The 21487-nt window shown below is 25.6% G+C and carries 22 protein-coding genes; 6 read left to right on the top strand and 16 right to left on the bottom strand.

Annotation, left to right across the window (positions count from 1 at the left end):
- Positions 1 to 595: 595 nt before the first annotated feature.
- The 4 genes from I4V51_RS17550 to I4V51_RS17535 form a co-directional block, all read right to left on the bottom strand.
- Positions 596 to 1018 carry a HutP family protein gene (locus I4V51_RS17550; RefSeq protein WP_195989729.1) on the bottom strand — a complete coding sequence of 141 codons (423 nt, stop codon included), beginning with the start codon at positions 1016 to 1018 and terminating at the stop codon, positions 596 to 598.
- A 156-nt stretch (positions 1019 to 1174) separates the two neighbouring features.
- Positions 1175 to 1633, bottom strand: coding sequence for a MarR family winged helix-turn-helix transcriptional regulator (locus I4V51_RS17545; RefSeq protein ID WP_195989728.1), 459 nt, complete (start codon positions 1631 to 1633; stop codon positions 1175 to 1177).
- Positions 1634 to 1882: 249 nt separating this feature from the next.
- Positions 1883 to 2299, bottom strand: a complete 417-nt coding sequence (locus I4V51_RS17540; RefSeq protein WP_195989727.1) for a hypothetical protein — start codon at positions 2297 to 2299, stop codon at positions 1883 to 1885.
- A gap of 300 nt (positions 2300 to 2599) precedes the next feature.
- Positions 2600 to 3724 carry an SEC-C metal-binding domain-containing protein gene (locus I4V51_RS17535; protein WP_195989726.1) on the bottom strand — a complete coding sequence of 375 codons (1125 nt, stop codon included), beginning with the start codon at positions 3722 to 3724 and terminating at the stop codon, positions 2600 to 2602.
- A gap of 306 nt (positions 3725 to 4030) precedes the next feature.
- Here I4V51_RS17535 and I4V51_RS17530 point away from each other — a divergent pair, with 306 nt between their 5' ends.
- Complete coding sequence (locus tag I4V51_RS17530) at positions 4031 to 4981, top strand: alpha/beta hydrolase (protein ID WP_195989725.1); 951 nt, start codon at positions 4031 to 4033, stop codon at positions 4979 to 4981.
- A gap of 405 nt (positions 4982 to 5386) precedes the next feature.
- Positions 5387 to 7807 (top strand): CehA/McbA family metallohydrolase, encoded by a 2421-nt coding sequence (locus tag I4V51_RS17525; protein ID WP_195989724.1) that lies wholly within the window; start codon positions 5387 to 5389, stop codon positions 7805 to 7807.
- A 239-nt stretch (positions 7808 to 8046) separates the two neighbouring features.
- Here the strand turns inward: I4V51_RS17525 and I4V51_RS17520 are convergent, their stop codons facing one another.
- From I4V51_RS17520 to I4V51_RS17475, 11 genes are all read right to left on the bottom strand, one after another.
- The gene (locus I4V51_RS17520) at positions 8047 to 8583 is read right to left on the bottom strand and encodes a TerD family protein (protein WP_195989723.1); all 537 of its coding nucleotides are present in this window, start codon (positions 8581 to 8583) and stop codon (positions 8047 to 8049) included.
- A gap of 172 nt (positions 8584 to 8755) precedes the next feature.
- The gene (locus I4V51_RS17515) at positions 8756 to 9721 is read right to left on the bottom strand and encodes a tRNA-dihydrouridine synthase family protein (protein WP_195989722.1); all 966 of its coding nucleotides are present in this window, start codon (positions 9719 to 9721) and stop codon (positions 8756 to 8758) included.
- 154 nt (positions 9722 to 9875) lie between these two features.
- Positions 9876 to 10322, bottom strand: coding sequence for an ATP-binding protein (locus I4V51_RS17510; protein ID WP_195989721.1), 447 nt, complete (start codon positions 10320 to 10322; stop codon positions 9876 to 9878).
- Between the two features lie 4 nt (positions 10323 to 10326).
- Positions 10327 to 10776, bottom strand: a complete 450-nt coding sequence (locus I4V51_RS20970; protein WP_207746013.1) for a histidine kinase dimerization/phospho-acceptor domain-containing protein — start codon at positions 10774 to 10776, stop codon at positions 10327 to 10329.
- A complete protein-coding gene (locus tag I4V51_RS17505; protein ID WP_347708670.1) occupies positions 10751 to 11218 on the bottom strand; it encodes a response regulator transcription factor in 468 nt (155 codons plus the stop codon). Before I4V51_RS17505 ends, I4V51_RS20970 begins: the two co-directional genes overlap by 26 nt.
- 158 nt (positions 11219 to 11376) lie before the next feature.
- Positions 11377 to 11526 carry a hypothetical protein gene (locus tag I4V51_RS17500; RefSeq protein ID WP_195989720.1) on the bottom strand — a complete coding sequence of 50 codons (150 nt, stop codon included), beginning with the start codon at positions 11524 to 11526 and terminating at the stop codon, positions 11377 to 11379.
- Complete coding sequence (locus I4V51_RS17495; RefSeq protein ID WP_195989719.1) at positions 11501 to 11785, bottom strand: hypothetical protein; 285 nt, start codon at positions 11783 to 11785, stop codon at positions 11501 to 11503. Before I4V51_RS17495 ends, I4V51_RS17500 begins: the two co-directional genes overlap by 26 nt.
- Before the next feature lie 28 nt (positions 11786 to 11813).
- A complete protein-coding gene (locus I4V51_RS17490) occupies positions 11814 to 12947 on the bottom strand; it encodes an ATP-binding cassette domain-containing protein (RefSeq protein ID WP_243281551.1) in 1134 nt (377 codons plus the stop codon).
- A 6-nt stretch (positions 12948 to 12953) separates the two neighbouring features.
- Positions 12954 to 14249: an ABC transporter ATP-binding protein gene (locus I4V51_RS17485; protein ID WP_195989718.1), complete on the bottom strand. Its 1296-nt coding sequence runs from the start codon at positions 14247 to 14249 to the stop codon at positions 12954 to 12956.
- Positions 14250 to 14455: 206 nt separating this feature from the next.
- Positions 14456 to 15421, bottom strand: coding sequence for a U32 family peptidase (locus tag I4V51_RS17480; protein WP_195989717.1), 966 nt, complete (start codon positions 15419 to 15421; stop codon positions 14456 to 14458).
- Between the two features lie 13 nt (positions 15422 to 15434).
- Positions 15435 to 16775: a hypothetical protein gene (locus I4V51_RS17475; protein WP_195989716.1), complete on the bottom strand. Its 1341-nt coding sequence runs from the start codon at positions 16773 to 16775 to the stop codon at positions 15435 to 15437.
- Positions 16776 to 16971: 196 nt separating this feature from the next.
- Between I4V51_RS17475 and I4V51_RS17470 the strand changes: the two genes are divergently transcribed.
- From I4V51_RS17470 to I4V51_RS17455, 4 genes are all read left to right on the top strand, one after another.
- Positions 16972 to 18405: a DUF4317 domain-containing protein gene (locus I4V51_RS17470; RefSeq protein ID WP_195989715.1), complete on the top strand. Its 1434-nt coding sequence runs from the start codon at positions 16972 to 16974 to the stop codon at positions 18403 to 18405.
- Between the two features lie 174 nt (positions 18406 to 18579).
- Positions 18580 to 19086 (top strand): hypothetical protein, encoded by a 507-nt coding sequence (locus I4V51_RS17465; protein WP_195989714.1) that lies wholly within the window; start codon positions 18580 to 18582, stop codon positions 19084 to 19086.
- A 194-nt stretch (positions 19087 to 19280) separates the two neighbouring features.
- Entirely contained in the window at positions 19281 to 20129 is an 849-nt protein-coding gene (locus I4V51_RS17460; RefSeq protein ID WP_195989713.1) for an FUSC family protein, read from the top strand.
- A 66-nt stretch (positions 20130 to 20195) separates the two neighbouring features.
- Positions 20196 to 20498, top strand: a complete 303-nt coding sequence (locus tag I4V51_RS17455; protein WP_195989712.1) for a hypothetical protein — start codon at positions 20196 to 20198, stop codon at positions 20496 to 20498.
- A gap of 43 nt (positions 20499 to 20541) precedes the next feature.
- On the opposite strand, the gene I4V51_RS17450 is transcribed toward I4V51_RS17455, so the two are convergent.
- A complete protein-coding gene (locus tag I4V51_RS17450) occupies positions 20542 to 21243 on the bottom strand; it encodes an MgtC/SapB family protein (protein ID WP_195989711.1) in 702 nt (233 codons plus the stop codon).
- Positions 21244 to 21487 lie beyond the last annotated feature (244 nt).

Here is a 21487-nt window from a genome sequence, read left to right as displayed (position 1 = left end):
TTAGCTGCTAAAGCTGCTTGTCTGAAAATTTCATCTACTTGTTCTTGAGTGTAAGTAGCGAATTTCTTTTGTGCTTCTCTTAATTGTTTAATTCTTGCTGTTAATTCTTGAGCGTTTGTAACTTTCATTTATTACATCCTCCTAAATAATCAATATTTATAATAATTTTAATTGATATCTTTAATCTAATCTGTGACTTTGTTAAGCTTTTGTTTTGATTGTTAAGTTTTTAACTTGTCCACACACTTATTGTACTCAATTGTTTATTTTTTGTCAAACTTTTTTTGAAACTTTTTTTATTTTATTTTCTCCCCTTACTTTCAACAACCATAAGACTCTAGTTTTTTCAATAATGATAACATTTTCAACACTATGTATTTTTTTTAGACATTTTTCTTATTTTAAATCATATGTTTTTTATATTTATATTTTATTTTTTTAAACTATTATTCCAACTTAACACCTACTTCTTCGTTATATAAATAACAAACTTATTCTTTTACTATATTTCTATATTAGAGTTTGTTATTAAATATCTTTTTATTCAAAACAAAAAAAATAGATTAGTATAAAACACTTATACTAATCTATCTAATTATTCTGGTACAGCTCTATGTCCTATTCCAATTACAACTTCATCTAAATGCAAAAGCCCTACACTTAAAAAGATACAAACACTCATATGTTGTCCTTTTCTAGCTATTCCTACTTTTCCACCTACATTTTGTCCACTAGCTCTTTCTCTAATCTGCATTAATGCATCTCTAGTAGCTCCTATGATCCCACCCTCATGTAAATGCTCATCTCTAATAACATTACTTCTTTTAGCTGCTACTAAAGCCCTTTCTAATATTTTAGATGTAGACTCATTAATATTTCCACCTATATTAACTGCTGTAACTAAAATACTTAACTTCTTATATGATTCTTTTAACTGTTCTTCCTCTTCTCTTGTGGATATCGCCATTTGCGTAGCAATTTTAGCGACCTCCATACTTGAACTATATGTCATTCCCATCCTATTTCTTCCCCACCCATTTAATAAAATATATTACGTCTTGTTCCGTTGCCATAAGTTCAGCTAACCAAATTAAAATTTGGAACTCTTAATGAAACACTCTACTCGCTCCACTCGTAGGTGTAAGTTCAGCTAACCAAATTAAAATTTGGAGCTTTACTTATGAAGATTGTACTTTTCTTCGAAGAAGTTTGTCATTTTTTTTAGTGATGCTATAAGAACAGCTTCTTCACTTTCTGGAAGTTCCTTAATAATACTCTTAATCATATCATCATGGAATTGTGCATGACTATCAAATGCCTTTTCACCTTTACTTGTTAATTTTATCAAAACAACACGTCTATCTTCTTCTATTCTTCTTCTTTCAACATATTCTTTTTTTATTAATCTATTTATAGCTGTAGTTAATGTTCCTACTGTAATTTCTAAATCATTAGCTACTTCTGTCATAGTCATTTCTCTATCCTTACCGATTGCCTCAATAATATGAGTCTCTGTAACAGATAAATCGCTAAACTCACCTTGTTTTATAGCTGCTCCCTCAATTTTTAAAATATCATTAAATAATTTTACTAACAACATATTTAAAACGTCTTCAGACTCTTTACGTATCATTTGTTTCACTCTCCTAAAAAAAATTAAAAATATAGTATTATTATAAAATAAATTAACTACTTTAATCTAGTCCTATTTGAAATTATTTATCACTTATATGACTAAGCTTTAAAAATCTATTCAAAAAAACTGTATAAACTTATACTACTATAAATTATAAAATAATATACTTCATATAAAAGAACCTATTATTCATAACTTGTAATAAATTCATAGTATAATTTTTATACAGTCATATTACTAATAAAATTATATTATAATTAAACTTATAGCTATTATCATAACTATAATTGATATTATCCCAAACAAAACTGAGTTTTTAAGTAGTTCATATTTTGAATATCTAGTTATTTCCCTTATATTATCTTTTGGATAAATTAACTCAACTTCGTCCCCCTCTTTTAAATCACACATTTCATCATAATCATGATAATCAACTCTTAATTTTTCATTACCTAAATCAATCTCTAATACCGGATTTATATCTACATTATATATTTTATTTTTTTCAGTACCATAAGTTATATAACTAAAGGACTGTAACTCAACAACTTTTGCTTTTTTCTTTTCCCCATTATTAATTAAATTCATTTGCTTTGTAAATATTTTTACAGAAATCATCATGAGTATAGAAGCACCTAGTAACATTATTATTGCACTAAACATTCCAATTCACCCCACAAATATATTTAAAAATTTTCCCTCTTTTGTATCTTCAATATATTTTATGTAGTTAAAACGCCAATGTTTACCTTTACAATAACATTTCATTATTCCGCATTTCTAATAATTATTACTTGTAATAATATCATTGGTAATTAATTTTTATTACTTTTTTAAAATTTAATTCATCACTTAATTATCAAATAGTTATTTTAAAATCTTTATTCTAACTTTTTAGGACTTTTAAATTATACTAAAAAAGATACGTATTAATACGCATCTTTTTTTTAGTCTATACTTAGTTTATCCACAACACTTTTTGTACTTTTTACCACTTCCACATATGCATGGATCATTTCTTCCTATTTTAACTTCATTAACAACTCTAGCATTTGCCTTTTCTATTTCATTTTCAGTATAACCTTTTAGAGACCATTTTCTAATGCTCTTTGCTAGAACCTCTAATTCATATATAAATATTTCTCTCTCTTCATCCGATTGTATTTCATATGCTTGTAAAAATATATCTATAGCCTCTGCCTTTTCCACTTCATTTTTTATAGCAACTATAAAGCCATCCATTTCCTCTTTTAATATATTTTTATCAATAACAAATAACTCTCCAAGTACTTTTTCTAATTTAGTACTTTGTTTATTTTCTTCAACAAAATCAATTTTACCTGCTTTTATTAAAGATTTTTTATCAAATCTATAATAATCATTTTGGCAATCTTTTTGAAGATTTAATATCTTTTCAGTGTCTTCTACGTCTATATTACAAACTATATCTCCATCAATAACATAATCATATCCAAGTTCTTCTCCATTTGTTATTAATGTATTTATGTATATTTCATCAAAGCTAGTTGCAAATATGTTTTCTATATTAGATTTAATAAAATCAAATTTACAAATACCATAATAATACACCATTCCTGAAACAGCTTTTATTATTTCTTCATTTAATCTAACTTTATCCTTTAGCTCTTTATCTAACTGTCCACTAATTATACCTTTTAATTCTTCAGGTATAACTACAAAAGCTTCATCTTCCTTTATTCCTGAAAAAGCTAATCCTCTATTCCTTAGGTAGTTAATATAAATCATTTCATTACATTCATATTTTTTAAGTCCGCTCTCTTTAAGTAATTCCTCTATATATCTTAAAGTACCTTCTTCCATTAACTCTAAAGCAACTTTTGTATTTTCTAATATTACATTCATTACTTTTTCAACAGCTTCTGCTTTTTTTAATGTTGTAATACCTTTTACGGAATACTTCTTAGCTATTTTAACTAATTCATCCTTAGTCATTTTTTCTAAAAAGGCTTTCAAATTACAATTTTCATCTATATTTTTCCACATTTTTTCAAAACTTTTGTTATCAGCCTTCATTATTTCCTCTTGAAGTTTATTTCTATCTTCCATTTAATTTATGTCACCCCACATCATATTCTACAAAAAAAATCACTTCTTTTATTATATATATTTTTTCAATATAGTCAAAATTATTTTTTACCAATATATATATATAGGCATATGTTAATTTTTTATCACTTATCATTAATATTTAAAGATAATTTTTTTATATCTAAAATTTAATAATTTATTTACCATATAACCAATATTTTTTTATTGTCTATTTCATATAGCCATGTTAAAATAACATTACTTTAATTTGACTTTCAAATTATTTGCCTTTTATAATAAATATCAACAAAGGAGACTCTTAAAATGAAAAAAAAGAAAATTTTAAAAATAACTTTATCTACTCTTATATTACTTATAATTGTAGCTTTAGCTTTAATAGGTAACTATTTTTATAATTTAGCTTTAAATCCAAACACATCAAAAGATATTGTATTTGGAACACCTGAAGAACAAGAAGCTACAAGCGGACAAGTTTTAGATGAAGATAAGGCATGGTTATTAAATAAATCTAATTATATAGATGAATATATTACTTCTTCCGATAATTTAAAACTTCATAGTTATAAAATTAAAAATGAAGTATCTTCTAATAAATGGGTTATAACAGTACATGGGTATACAAGTGAAGGATTGAATATGAGTACATATGCTAAAAAATATTATGATATGGGATATAATATATTAATTCCTGACTTAAGAGCTCATGGATTAAGTGATGGTGATTATATCGGAATGGGCTGGGATGATAGATTAGATATTATTTCATGGATAAATATAATATTAAACGAAAATCCTGATGCTGAAATTATTCTACATGGTGTTTCGATGGGGGCAGCAACAGTTACTATGACTTCTGGCGAAGCTCTGCCATCTAATATAAAAGCAATAATTGCTGATTGTGGCTATACTTCTGTTTGGGATCAATTTTCTTATCAATTAGATGATTTATTCTCTCTTCCTGAATTCCCAATTATGCATGTATCATCTTTAGTTGCAAAAATCAGAGCTGGTTATTCTCTTGGAGAGGCTTCATCTATAGAACAAGTAAAAAAATCTAAAACTCCAATTTTATATATACATGGAGATCAAGATGACTTTGTTCCTTATTTCATGATGGAAGAACTTTATAACTCAACAAACTCTGAAAAAGAAATGTTAACAATAAAAGGAGCTGGACATGCTAAATCATCGGAGGTAGATCCAGAAACTTATTGGACAACTATTACTAATTTTACAAATAAATATATAAAATAAAAGTTTATAAATTTGATATGCTCCCTTTATAGTAAACAGTTAAAATAATAAAAACTGTTTACTATAGGGGAGCATTTTTCATAGAAAGAAAATCTAACCATCACATGAAGTTAAGATATATGTGATACAAGAATATTTAGAAAGAAGTAATAATAAATCTTTTATACTTTTTCAAGCATAAATAGCATACTTAAACTAAATATTTTTTAATTTATTAAAATATTTAAATAAATATGTACAAATTTTAACAACATATTTTGTAATATTAATACAAAGATTAATATTCTTTTTGCAATTTATTGACAGAATAGGGAGTGCTATATAAAATTATATTTGCACTGTAATAAAAGTAATTTTTTGGGTATTTTATTATTGTGTAAACGTTAATATTAAGGAGATGTAAATATGACAAGCTTAAAAAAAATCAGTGCTTTACTACTTAGTGTTGCTTTAACTGCATCTACTGTTGCATGTTCATCAACATCAAGTACATCGTCAAAAAACAATGGAGAGGTTAAGTTCCAAACTGGGCGTACTCCTATTCCTGGTGGAGCTGCAATAAATGAAAACGATATTACAATGTATAATGATAAAATTGCCGTTTCATTTGCCGTTGATACTGCAAACCCTTGGGGGAATCCGAAAGGTAGTATCATTGATGCAACTACAATTACAGATGGAAAATTTGATAAGGATAGAGTTTATGATGTAGAATTCTTAGCAGATGAATGGAGTAGCTGGGTTAGTGATAAACCAGAAAAGGTTTATGTAGATACAGAAAATAGCACAGAAACAAAAGGTATTGTTATAGCTGAAAGAACGTTTGTTCGTGACAATAAATCACCTGTTAATGTAATTACAACTTATACACTCGAAGCTGGAAGTAACGAAGTTGAAATGGTTACTAAGTTTGAAAATACAGACAAAAAGGAATCCTATACAGATTTATTAAGTGGATATACTATGACAAACTTAGGTGGATATATGTTTGGACCCTTCGGTTATAGTACAACTGATAAAAAAACAAAGAAAATAACTGTAAATGAACCTTTAGGTCAATATATTACTACTTACAATAAAGATTATACTATAGCTCTTCATGTTCCAGATACCAACAGATATACAGGTACATCTGGATATAAAGACTTATATCAATTAACAACATTACAACCTGGAGAATCTAAGACCTTCAATGCTATATTACAAATAGAAAAAGGTGGTAGCAACTCCCCTGTAACAGATAAAGCACTAGCTTTAAAGAACGAAAAAACTGGTACATTAAAAGGTAAAATTGACTCAGATGGTAAAACTGTTGCTAATCCTATATTAGTTGTTGAAAAAGAAGGACAATTTGAGGATACAACTGGGTATACATTGGAAGCAGGAACAGTTGTTAAAGAATTTCAACCATTTACATGGACTGTTGGTGATGAAAATGGTAATTACGAGTTAAACCTTCCTTCCGGTGAATATAAGGTTTATGCAATAGCTGAAAACTATGCTCCAACTCAAAAGATGGACATAAATATTAATGCTGGTGACGTAACTACTCAAGATTTTAACGGACTAGCTCAAGGTGGAACTGTTAATTTATCTGCTTTTGATAAAAGCACGAATGAACCACTTGATGCTCGTATAGAAGTTAAGGGAGCTACTCTTCCTGTTGTAAGATACCTAGGTTCAAGTACTTACTTTACAGATCTTGATAAAACAGGAAATGCAAGCTTTGTTTTAGATCCAAATGTCGATTATCAATTAAATATTTCTTCTGGTAAAGACTTTGTAAGCAAAGGTGAAGATATTTCTTTAAATCTTAAACCTGGTGAAACTAAAGAAATTAATGTTGGTATAGATATGATAATAGATCCAAACTCTAATGGTTGGTACGGAGCAGATTTACACCACCACAGTAATTTAGGTGATGGAATAACTCCTCCAAAAGATTTAGTTATATCTGAACTTAGTAGTCAATTAGACTTATTATTTATAAGTGATCACGACGAAGTAGAAAATCATGATAAAATGAAAGAACTTGCAAAAACTCAAAAGAAACCTTTTATTCCAAGTTTAGAAGTATCTCCAAGCTGGGCTCACTTTAATATACTTAATATGCCTTCTGATAAGTCAATAGATCCAAAGGGAACTGCAGCTGAAATCATGAAAGCTGGACACGACTTAGGTTGTTTAGTAATAAGTAATCACCCTTATACTTCTTATGGATATTTCACTGCTGATGAATCGAATACTATTCCTGGTGGATATGTACCCGACTTTGATTTAGTTGAATTACAACCTACTATGAATTTATATGATAATGATAACTATGAAAAGAAAACTTTAGATAGAGTTTATAAATTATGGAATGAGCAAATAGGACAAGCTGATAAGAAATACTACTTAACTGGTGGAACAGATACTCATGATGTTTGGTCAACATTATACTCTGGTATAATAAGATCTTTTGTTAAAGTTGATGGTGAGTTAACAGAAGCTAAGTTTTTAGATGAATTAATGAAAGGTCATGCTTATGTTAGTATGGGCCCTATCGTAGACACTGATAAGATGTTTGCTGAAACCTACAATGTTAAATCTGGAGAAGCATTTAACATTAATATAAAAGCTCAATCTGTAAATGGAATTAAAAAAGTTTATGTTATGAGTGAAGGTAATAAAGTAGCTGAAAAAGAATTTGATGGTACAAATATAGAAGAATTATTTCAATTTGATTTAGTTCCTACTAAAAATACATGGTATAACTTTATTATAGAAGATACTACTGGTAAAACTGCTGTTACTAATCCTGTATGGGTTAATGTGACAGAATAAAATTAATACCTATATATTAGATAAAATTATCTAATATATAGGTATTTTTTCTTCTAGTTACAATATATCTAACATACTATAATTATTAAAGTTAAAAATTTGTTTGATTTCATTTTTTAATACTTCGTTCTAAAAGTGTCTTTTAGATAATTTATGATTTATCTTATCTACTTGACAGCAGTCAGTTCAATTTTTTATCAACTTTTATTTTATATTTATTTTTTTAATCAAACAACATTTTACTTATTAAAACTTTGTTCTATCTGCAATAATTTACCTTCACATGGATTGCCTATAGCCTCAAATGACCATGTTCCATTTACTCTAACTAAATCTGCAAAATGAAAAACTCTTACTCCTTTTCCACTATCAGTAATATTATATTTACATAATTCTTTATTAGTTTCTGAGTTAATTAATCTTACATAGGCACCCTTTACTTGTGAAAAATCCTTCTTTGAAAATGGATTAAATGAAAATATATTAACATAAAAAGATATTCTCGATACATTATCTTTTAATTCAGAAAAGTTAACAAAAACTATTTCATCATCTCCATCACCTTTTCCTGTCATATTATCACCATTTAATCTAACTCCAGCCCCCTTTAAATTGCTAAAGCTAACATGTTCTACTAACTTATTATTATTATCAAGCAAATAAGCATGAGAATCTAAATCCATTCTAGTATCCCATCCTAGTCCTACTTGTAATAATCTTAAATCTGGATCTTTTTTAGATAAGTCAAGCAATGCTCCCTTTGTTAAGTTCAACATAAATATTCTCCTTTAAAATAATCTTAGGTATATTTATATTTTATCATATATTACATATTATGAATTATTATCCACAAAAAATAAGTTAAATCTTTTATTTATCTTTAAATTTAAAAATGAGGATTCAAAAACTTTAAATTTGAACCCTCACTTATTTATACCCTATTATTGTTTATTCTTCTTCACTAAACAATCCAGCTCCTTTAATAATTTCTTGCTCCTCAAATAAACTTGAAACTGCTTCTATATAATCTTTCGCTTTTTGTGCTTTCTTAATTTTTTTATAATACTTTTTATTATTTGTAAATATATGAGACATATATCCCCAAAGCTCTTTCATTCTATACATTGCATTTTTATCTTCTTTTAGTAAATCAGTATAATTATTAAATATTTCATCATGGAAATCTCTTAATATTTTTTTATCTACATAAGTATTACCTATTATTTCCCCCATTAATCCTGGATTAGCTAATATACCTCTTCCTAACATAACTTTATCTATATTAGGAAATACTTCTGTTATTTTTTTATAATCTTGAACTGTAAAAATATCTCCATTATAGCACAACGTATTTTCGCTTAAAGATATAGCATCCTTAAATACATCTAAGTTAGGTGTATTCCCATAGAAATCCTCTCTTGTTCTAGGATGTATTATTAATTCTTCCATAGGATATTTATTATATATCTTTATTAACTCATAAAACTCATCTGGACTATCTTTTCCTATCCTAGTCTTTACTGATATTTTCATATCAGTAATTTTAAATATTTCATCTAAAAAACTATCAAGCTCATCTCGTTGTCCTAGAAATCCTGAACCCCTGTTTTTTGAAACAACAGTCCCAGCTGGACATCCTAAATTTAGATTAATCTCATCATACCCTAATTGCTGTAACTTCTTAGCAGTAGTAATAAATCCTTCTGCATCATTAGTAAGTATTTGTGGTACTATATATAGTCCTTCATTATTTTCTGGTAACATGTCCCTTAACTCTTTTGTTTTAAGACTTGTACTTTGATTTGGTACAATAAATGGTGTAAAGTATTTATCTATATTATTAAAATATTTTGAATAAGCATTTCTATATATATGTCCTGTGATACCTTCCATTGGTGCTAAATAATATTTCATTTAAGTACTCCTTTGTAAATAAAATTAATTTTAAAGTGATATTAAGCACTTCTGATTATTTATTATATCAGCCAATACTTTTCTTATCTACTTAATATTTATTTCCATAAAAAATTCACCATAATATAGTAAATACTATGATGAACTCTTTAATTTATATTTCTACTTTATTTAATGTAAAACTAAATACTACGCTATTATTACTTGAACTCACTCTATACTCACTTTCATGCAGTTCTAAAATTCTTTTTACTATATATAAACCAAGGCCAGTTCCACCAAACCTTTTATTTCTTGATTTTTCTTTTCTAAAAAACGGCTCCCAAATATTTTTTAAATCTTCTTCACATAAAGTTACACCAAAATTTTCTATAGTAAACCTATATTTAGTACACTCTTTTTTAATGATTATTTTTACATTTTCTTTTTCATCAGTGTACTTTATTGCATTAGTCATTAAGTTCCTTAATACTTCTCCTATTCTCTTTTCATATCCATATACAAATAGTTCATCCTCTTCTGATACTGTTTGTATATCTAAGGATACATTAATTAACTTATCATTTATCATTATTTTTAGTTTATCTAATTCTTTTAACATTATATTATATTATATTATATAAATCAAATACTTCTATATTTAATTTAAAGCTTGGAGCATCTATTTTAGATATATCTAGCATTTCCATTACCAATTCATTCATTCTTGTTGTTTCTTCTAAAATATTACTATATATATCTTCTGAATAAATACCACTTTTTAATCCTTCTATACTTCCTTGAATAATAGTTATGGGTGTTTTAAGCTCATGTGAAATATTGCCTACTAGTTCCTTTCTTCTTTCCTCATGAATCTTTTGCATATCCATTTCCTCTTTTAATCTTTTATTCGAGACTTTAAGTTCTTTTAAAGATTTTTTCAAATTATAAGATATAGAATTTAGTGATTCTCCTAATATACCAATTTCATCACTAGTTTTAACTGGATACCTAACATTAAAGTTAGACTTTGCAATTTTTCTCGCAACATTACTCATATAAATTTGAAATGACAATGTTTTTATTTCCCATTAAATATTGCAATATTTCAAATTGTTTTCTTTCTATTTGAATTTCTTCATTATCAACATATATTTTAAAACTTAATTTATCTAACTTTACTCCATTTATTTCAATAAGATCACTTATAACCTTTTCTGGTATTGTATTAGATAGGATTTCAATCCTATCTAATAACACATTAACCTTTGCTAATAATATATCTAAATTAAATGGTTTTGTAATATAATCATCAACCTTATATTCATAACCCATTAATACATCTTCTTTATCTCCCCTTGCTGTTACCATAATTACAGGTATATTAGACTTTTTTCTAATTCTATTTAATACAGTAAATCCATCTAAATTAGGTAACATTACATCTAAAATTATTAAGTCAATTTCCTCGTTATCATTAAATTTCTTTACTCCCTCTAGCCCATCTAAAGCCGAAATAGTATTATATCCATTAAACTAAAAAAATTCACTTATCATACTATTAATTTTCACTTCATCCTCAATAATTAATAGAGTTCTTCTTTTCATATATTGCTCCTTTATTATCTTAAAGATAACACTTTATCCTTCTTTAATAACTTATCATTTATTATAAATTATATTACTATTGAAACTATAGCGAACATTAAGCTTTCTTTAAATAATATTCTTTTAATAATTCCTTCTTTATAACCTATTGCAGAAAGTATTGTAAACTCCTCTTCTCTTGAGCTATTTATCTTATATAAAATTACTGCTGAAACCACTAACCCAACTCCAAGTATTATATATGATAAGAATAATAATTTTTTCTACTTGTGGAGTTTTTGCAAAGTCCTTTACTGTAAATGATATGGCAATTATATCTTTATCTGACAAATCCATATTATCGTAAATTTCCTTTTCAATATTACTACTTACTATAAAGTCTTGAAAGGAACTATTTGTTATACCTGTTACTTCTAACTGAATTTCTTTTTCAATTTTGTTCTTATCTACATATTTTAGTGATATTTTTTCTCCCATAATATCTTGAATATTCTCAACTATTTTATTAGCAATACTTGATGAAATAGCTATCTCTTTTTTGTAATATCTTCTCTTTTAATTCTTCTAAATTCTCATTAACTACTTGTCCACTAAAATATTTAGGTATTTGTCCTATATTATAAAAACTATTTTTTTCTTTAAAATCATTAAATACCTTATTTCCAATTTCATTTGCACTAAATGATGCAATAAATGTAGATGTAGAAAATGCTATAATTATTGCTACTAAAATATATTTTATAAAATTCAGTTTAAAATTCTTTATAGATAGTTTATTTAATGTTTTCTTATCTATACTTGGATTTTTCCAATTGTCTTTTTTAAACTGTTCAGTTTGATTATTTGTATTTTCTTTAACAGCTACTATTTTATTATTCTCTAACTTAATTACCTCATCTGCATAATCTAAAACATCATCATCATGAGTGATTACTATAACAGTTTTATTTTTAGATATATCTTTCAATATATTCATTATATTTTCTGTACTCTCATTATCTAAAGCACCTGTTGGTTCATCTGCTAAAATAATTGCTGGATCATTAATTAAAGCCCTTGCTATTGCAACTCTTTGCTTTTGTCCACCACTTAATACAACATTAAATAATTTAAGGGATAATCCATTTATAGGGACAAATATTATTGCAAAAACACCTATTGATACTAATGAAATAAGTATTCCTTCTGTTATATTTAATGTAAATAAACTACTTTTTGAATATCCATTGATTTTTAATACTGCAAATTCATACTTTCTTAAATTCGCCGTAATTATAGTTATTACTAAAGTTATTAATAAACCTAATAAAGAAATTATTATAGTAATAGACTTTGCTCCTCCCTTAGATATATCACTAATCTTTAATATGTCCTTTACACTTTCAAATTCTCCTAGTGGTGTTAATCCTTCTTTATTTAACTCTTCCACAACTGTCATTATATCTTTAACATCTTTAACTCTTATATTAAATGAAATACTATCGCTTGTATTATTTGACTTTTCTTTAATTTCTTTAAGTATATCTACACTATAAATAAATGAATCTTCAAACTCTTGTTCTATTTTTTCACCATTTGTCAAATTAAATATAGCACTACCATCTGTAACTCCAACTACTTTTAAACCTTCAATTTTCATTGTTATTTAATTTGGAGTTCCCGTTGACCAATCAAATGCACTTCCTGTAATTGAAATAGTTTTTCCTATAATCTCTTCTGGATTTAAATTATTATTCTTTAAAAATGTATTAGTTACAGCTACTTCTCTTCCTTTAAGCTGTGGTAAACTTCCTTCAACTAAATCGTTAAACACAGGATAAGTACCTGTATTTTCAACCGAATACTTATTACTATCTCCTTGCAATTCGACTTTCATATTATTAATAATACCCATTGGAATTATATATTCTATTCTTTCATCATTCATATACTTATCTAAAACCTTTGAAGGATCTTGTCTAATATTAATATTTCCGCTTGCACCTCCACTTTCTTCATCTTCACTATCAGTTCCTGATGCTGAAATTGCATTTGATAATAGTTGTATCTCTCTTAACCTATTTCCTTTCTCCTCTATTAATTTATTTAATATTTCATCTTGCTTACTAATAACATCTCCACTTAAATTTAAAAGTATAAAAAATGCTGAAAGAGCAAGTACTACTGAAACTAAAATTCTTTTTAATAATAATCCTTTAAAATTTTTTATAGAAATAGAAATCGAATTTTTTATTGATAACATTGGATTTATATAATCTTCCTTATTTTTAACTTTATTATTTGATTCACTTTCATTAATCTTAACTAATTGCCCCTTTTCTAATTTATATACATTAGAATTTTCTTCTATTAATGACCTATCATGAGTCACTATAATTACTAATCTTTCTTTTGATATTTTCTTTAATACAGACATAATAACCTTTGATGTTCCCTTATCTAAAGCTTCTGTAGGCTCATCTGCAATTATAACTTCTGGCTCTTTAACTAATACTCTAGCAATAGCAATTCTCTGTTTCTGTCCACCATATAATTTAGAAACATTCTCTTTTGCTAATTTTCCTATACCTAATCTCTTTAACATTAAATTCACTTTTTCATTAATAACTTCTTGATCTTCTTTAGTTAAGTTAAGTACCATTTTTACATTATCCTCAACAGATAAATGTTCTATAAGTCCAAAATTCTGCCAAATAAATCCTATAGAATTAAAATAATAAGAATTCATATCTTTTTCTAAAAAATCCTTTAAATCTTTTCCCTTATATGTTATTAACCCTTCATAATCCTTATCCATTCCAGAAATAATTTTAAGTAAAGTTGATTTTCCGCTTCCAGATGGTCCTAAAATAAAATTTAAACCCTTATCAAAATTTGCATTTAAATCTTTTAGTACACTTTTTTCTTGAAAACTTTTACTTAAGTTTTTAATCTTTAACATATGATCGCTCACTTTTTTGTTGATGCTATCATTATTACAATTAAATATGAAATCAAAATGTTTAAATTATGACTTATTTATGACTTATTAAATTTTTCATAGTTCAATAATTTTATAAAAAAATCTCAGTAAAATTTAAAAACTATTTTACTGAGACTTATGTTTATTTTATAAAAAGAATTTATAACTTTCTTGTAACTACACTATTAATAATAGCAATTCCTACTACATTTACCCTTAAATATAATATTCTCTACCGAATTTTCATAACTCTTTTCATCTTTATTATCATTTATCATATCTATGGCTATCTTTAATTTTTTTATATCCTCTTTCATATAATCTATGTATTTACCTCTACCAACTACCTTTAAATGAGTTATCCCTGCGTCTTTAAGTTTTTTTAATGAACATATACCACAACCACTACTACCTAGTATATGTATTTTATCCTCATCTTCATTCTCTAATTGTTCATAATATAATCTATACTTCTCATCTACCTCTTTAAAATTATTACTTTCTTTGCCAATCTTTGCTAATTCATAATACATTGTACATAAATGTGACATTTCATCACAATGGAGAGAACTACAAAAAGCCCCACTATAATGACATTTCTCATTTAAAATAAATGCTTCATATTCCAAATTTTTCACTTTATTATTTCTTATGCAAGATTCCATATCCTCGATTGTATTTTTTCTATGAAAAACATATCTAGCTATATTCAACTCATTAAAGAATTGCATAGATAAGCTGTTAATTTCCGCACATTCTCCACTTAAATGTATAAAACATTTTATTCCCTTATTTCTTATATATAATATAAGCGCAATATCAGCTATAATAAATTCATCAAATCCAATATTAATTAAATCCTGCATTATCTTTATTATTTCTTCATATTGTTCTTCAATATAATATAGGTAATTAAATGTAATACTTACTGGAACCTTATATTTATCAACCATTTTCTTTAATATTTTCATATCTTCTAAAGAATTAATTTGAATATTATAATAAAGCACTTCTCTTCTATTTAAAGGAAATAAACTTCCATACTTTTTATTCCACTCATATGGAACATATCCACAAAAAACCTCATCAACTCCGGCCTTAACTAATCTTATATAATCATCTATACATCCAAGTCCTGCTATTATCTTCATCTTATTTTCCTCTTTATATAAAATTTAAAACTATTCTATCTATTCCTCTTTTTATATAATCATCTAAACTCTTTGAATCTTTAAGCAATATATCATCAAAAGCAAATAAAGAATTATATCTTCCTACCATTTTTAAATGTTTAGGATACGTAAATACATAATCACTACAATACATTGGACATTCTTTTACAAGCTTTTGATTTCCTCGGTTCATAGTAGTACACATTGCATATAATGTACAATATTGAGATGTATTAGTTACGTAAAAAGGAATATGTAAACTATGATTTCCTTTTGCAATATCTATCTTATATCCACAGCTTTCATACTCATATCGTTTTATATTATTTCGCTCTAAAAACTTAGTAAAAATTCTGCTATTAAGATTATTTTTTGCTATAAGATTTTTATTTTCCTCATATCCATTTTTATAAATATATCTAGGATCCTTCTTTCTTTTATTTAACAATATCCCTAAAGACAAAGTAAGATACTCCCCTTTATTCTCAACTAGCTTTAGCATTCCCCAGTCATTTATTACTATCTCTATTTTTTTATTATTTCTAATACACCAATTATATAACTTATCTATTAAGACTTTAGTCTTCTCTATATAACATTCTCTAATATATGTAAAACAAATTGTTATATTTAACTTCTCTTTATTTGCCTTTTTTATCATTTCCATTAATTCTTTATCACTTGGAAATAAATTATGACAAAATTCATTCCCAATATAAAGCCTAGAAATATTTTCTTTAAACAAATTATGATTCTCCATAAAATTTTCTTTTAAATATTCTTTTCTAAAAGAATCTATATCCTTGTCTAAATACTTTTTATATAAATTATAATTATCAATTTTAATAGCTTTTTCTATATTATTTATAATATTAATATCGTAATCTTCATAATTGAATTTTAATAACCAACTATATTTTTGTTCAGAATAATACTCGTAAAAATCACAATCTAATTCATCTGGGTAATTAATCATATCACTAGAGAATTCGTTACCATCTCCATAAGTTTTTAATCTAACATATTTTGAATATTCATTAAAAATTCTTCTAACATTTTTAAAGTACTTATTATCATTTATATTAAATTTGTAAGATATATAAAAATCACTTTTTATACTTTCTATTAATTTATAACTTTCTATATATATTTCTTCATATTTTGATTTATCAAACATATAAAACATAACTTTTATCTCATTTATACTTTCTACTTCTTCTGAAACACGTAAAGTTAAATTTTCTGGAGATATTTTAAGTATTCTTACTTCTTTATTATTTAATAAACAACTTATTAATCCAGCTGGAAATAAATCTATCTCTTGATTTTCCAAACCAATCCCTTCTCTCATCTATATTTTCTTAATATTTATAACTATAATATATTAATTATAATTATAGTTATAAAAGTTATAAACTTCTTAATTTCATTTTTCTTTCTTGCACAGATTTTCAATGAATATTATACTTGTAATGGTAACATATTCTTTGATATGTACTATAAATATAAATAGAATGAGAGGCCATTATATGAGAAAAAAAGATATATTAGAACTAAAGAAGCGCTTTAAAAAAGACCACTGTACCTTTACTAAAATGTGTGGATGCTACGTTAATGGTGAAAAGAATATTTTATTAAAATTTAGAGAAACATTCTTAAATCTTGAAGAAGATGATTATTTCAAATTCTTAGAAATTGCAAAAAAAGTTCTCTCTGGAACTATTGGAAATAATATTTTAGAACTTAATTTTGAACTTAATGAAGAACATATAAATGAAAAACAATTAGAGTTTATGAAATTAAAAAATAGTCAATTAAAGGATGATTCTTTACTTGATGAATTTTATAATTCAATTATAAGTAACTATGATTATACTGGTAATTTTTTAATTCTCATTTTCCATGATGCTTATGATGTTATTACTAAAACTAAAGATAATGCAAAATTAGATGAGTCTGAAGAAGTTTATGAATATATTTTATGTGCTATATGCCCAGTTGAACTATCTAAAGCAGGTCTTAGATACTTTGAAGAAGAAAATAGTATTAAATCACGTACTAGAGATTGGGTAGTTGAAGCACCAAGTAACGGTTTTGTTTTTCCAGCTTTTATAAATCGCAGTACTGATGTTAACTCTATTATGTATTATACTAAAAATGCCAAAGACACTCATCCTGAACTCATGGAAAATGCTTTAGGTTGTCCATCAAAACAAACCAATACAGAGCAAAAAGAAGCATTTAATGAAATAGTTCGTGATGCTCTTGGTCCAGATGAAAAAAAATCTGATCATTTCTTTATGGAAATACAAGAAAGTCTTAATAATAAAATTGAAGAACATAATAGTATTTATGAGGACACTGATAAACCAATAATATTAACTAATGATGTTGTTCAAGAAATATTATCTTTAAGTGGTGTACCTGAAGAAATTACTACTAAAATCGAAAAATCATATACAGAAAACTTTGGAGATACTCCACCTGTCGCTGATATATTATTAGATAATAAGGCACTTGCTACAAAAGCTCAAAAGAAAAAAGAAGAAATGCTTGAAAGACAAGTAAAAATTCTAGAAAGCAAACTTGAAAGAGTAACTAAGGATTTTTCTATAAATACTGAAGATGAAAATATATCATCAAATACTGAAATCATCGTAAATTCATCAGACAATGAAAATGAAGTAGCAACAGAGTTAGATAACACTACTACTTTAGCTGAAGATATTACTAAAGACCTTGAAAATATTAATAGTAACTCGGAAGAAAATATAGATTCTAATTTAAAATCTAATGATAAAATTGAAAATACTACTACTGAAAATTATGATATTGTTCTTCAAGTAAAACCTGAAAAAGTATCTCAAATAAAATCACAAATAATAGATGGTAAAAAATATCTTGTTATTCCTATTGATGAAGATGAACAAACTGCTGTAAATGGTATTGATAATATAATATAACCTAATTAACGACTTTTAATATTCCATATATTAGAAGTTGTTATTTTTTTATTAACAGAAATTTTAAATTTTATTTTATATATATCTAATTGAAGAAAATTTTTATACATGGTATTCTATTCTAATATGCAAAAAAGACACACCCGAAAAAATTTAAAGGAGACAAGATTACCCATGAAGAAAAACAAAAAAGAACTAATATCCTTAGTTATATCTCAAACAATAATATTCATAGTAATTGTTTTAATGGTAGGTATATTAAAAAGTATATTTGGTCCTGAAAATTCTATGTTAGGCGTTACAAGCATAGTGTTAATGTTAGTGTTATCATCTCTTGATTTAACTGTAAATCCAGTTAAAAATTTAATAAGCTTGATAATAATAAATTTAATACTTGGCTTATCCGCATTTTTATCATCACAATACTTATTTATAGGTTTAATTTTAAACTTTTTAATTATGCTATTTATAGGTTATTATTTTAGTTATGAACTAAAGCAACCTGTCAATATGCTTGTTGGACTACATTACATATTATTATTAACCTATCCTGTAACAACATCACAATTACCCAAAAGAATAATATTATTAATTCTCGGCGCCTTTATGATAATGGTATTCCAGATGTTATCTAACAAAAACAAATTAATTAAGTCTAGAAAAAAAGTTTCGATACTATAATAGATTCTCTTTTATTAAAGGTTGATTTATTAAAATCAAATAAAAATACAAAAGAAGCTGATATTATTTTAGCTGAAACTATAAATAAACTTAAGTCAATTATATTTGATAACGGAAAAACCGATTCCCATCTTACAGAATGTGGATCAAATACAATTAACATATTATCTTCTTTTGAAAAAATCGATATAATATTGGACAACTTAAAAAATAAATCTTTAGACTCTAATTTTTTAAATGAAATATCTACTGTATTAAATGATATGAAAGATAACAAATCTAACATCAATATTTCTAACTTTGAAGATAAATATAAAAATAGTGATATATCAAAAACAATAGATATTTATGATTTTATTGGTGCAATTAAAGTATTTAATACAGAAATTAAAAACTTTGATTCTGCATCTAATAAACAACAAAATACCAACAAAGAATTATCTATTCCTGATGAATTTATGAAATTACATATTAATAAAAACTTTATAAGCTTAAAAAATACACGAATTGCATATGGTTTAAGATTAGGTTTAATGTTTTCAATAACATTTTTTATAGTAAGATTATTTGATATAAAACATGGTGAATGGGCTGCATATACAGTATTTGCTTTAATACAACCACATTTAGAATTCACTGTTAATAAATCTAAAAAAAGAATTTTTGGTACTATACTTGGTGCATTAATAGTAGGTGTATTTTTCAGCTTAACATCTGATCCTACATTAAGAATGTTATTATTAATATTCTCTGGATATTTTATGTCATATATCTCTGATTATAAATATTTAGCAGTTTGTATTACTATTGCTGCTATAGCCTCAGCTGCAGCAAATGTTCCAAATGCTAATCCTATCATACTGTCTAGAGTAGCTCTTGTTATAATAGGCATATTGCTAGCTATAATAGCTAATCATATTGTATTTCCTCGTAGACTTATTGATGAAGAAGAAAACTTAAATAACATCCAAAAACACTCTTCTAGAAAAATGATGGGTGAAGTACTTCTAAATGAAGGTAGTGAAAATGCAAGTGTTATTTGAATTTTATCTTTAGTTCCATCTCTAATAGAGTTAAGAACTCAATATTTAGTTAAAAATGGTTTAAACATGGACATGTCATTAATATCTAAAAATAAAATATTAATGAATGATCTACTTCAAATATACTTATTAAAAAGAGATGATACTGAATATAGTAAGTTATTAAACAAAATAAAATCTATTACAAGTACTTCTACTAGTATAGATATTATACAATCAAAAATAACAGAATCTATAACCTCTGTTAATAATATTAAAGAGAAATTATTATTAGTAAAATTAGAAAAAATATTAACTTATATATATCATCTTGATTATAATGAAAAAGAACAAAGTGATTTATATGAATTTTTAACAATATTTAGCTAATAAAAAAATCCACAATTTATTTTGTGGATTTTTTATTTATACCCTAATGTTCTATTAATTCTACCTTATCAACTTCACTTATAATCATAATTTCTGTTAATATATCACTTATATCAAGTTCATCATCAATATTTATTTTAAATCTAACCCTAACTCCATCACTATTAGATTTTTTTTGCATTTCAATAGATACAATATCACCGCCTCCACCTCTTATCATATCCTTTATTCCTTCTACTGTACTAGCTATATTCCCATTTATTCCAACTTCAATATGTGCATGTAGATTTCTAGATTTAGATACTAAATTTTTTATTTTAAATATATCATTTAAAAATGCATAAGCAACAAGTGTAACTACACTTGTTGCAATATATACACCTGTTCCTACAGCTAGTCCTATTATAGCTGCAAAGCATATTGATGCTGCAGTAGTTAATCCTTTTACGCTTCTTTTATCTTTTAATATAGTTCCAGCGCCTAAAAACCCAATTCCCGAAATGTATTGTCCCGCTAATCTAAACACATCATTATCTCCACCATTAATACGATAATATTCTAATGATGTTATTTGAATTAATAGACCAACAAGCCCAACCATAACGTGGGTTCTTATACCTACTACCATCCCCTTTTTTTCTCTGTTATATCCTATAGCTCCATTAAGTATTACACATAAAACTATTTTTAATATTATAACTGCTGATATTCTAACTGTTTCGTTATTTAAAAAATTACCTATCATAAAACTCCCCACCTCCTTAGATTTAATATTTTTTATATTTCTCTAATTTAGTATTTGTATAAAAATAAGTTTTAGAAGTAGTTTAAACCTTAAATTAATAACTATTTTACCATACTTTCTCAAACTTCTATATTTCTTAAATTTATTCTTTTGTAATATTATTTCACTAATACTATTTTTTTCGTAATATATAATATAATAAAAATTTAGGAGTTTTAATTAAATAAGCCTATGTACTTTTATA

Origin of the sequence: Clostridium sp. D53t1_180928_C8, assembly GCF_015667795.1 — a bacterium.
In the GTDB taxonomy this organism is placed as follows: domain Bacteria; phylum Bacillota; class Clostridia; order Clostridiales; family Clostridiaceae; genus Clostridium.
This window is presented reverse-complemented; position numbering and strand designations above follow the sequence as displayed.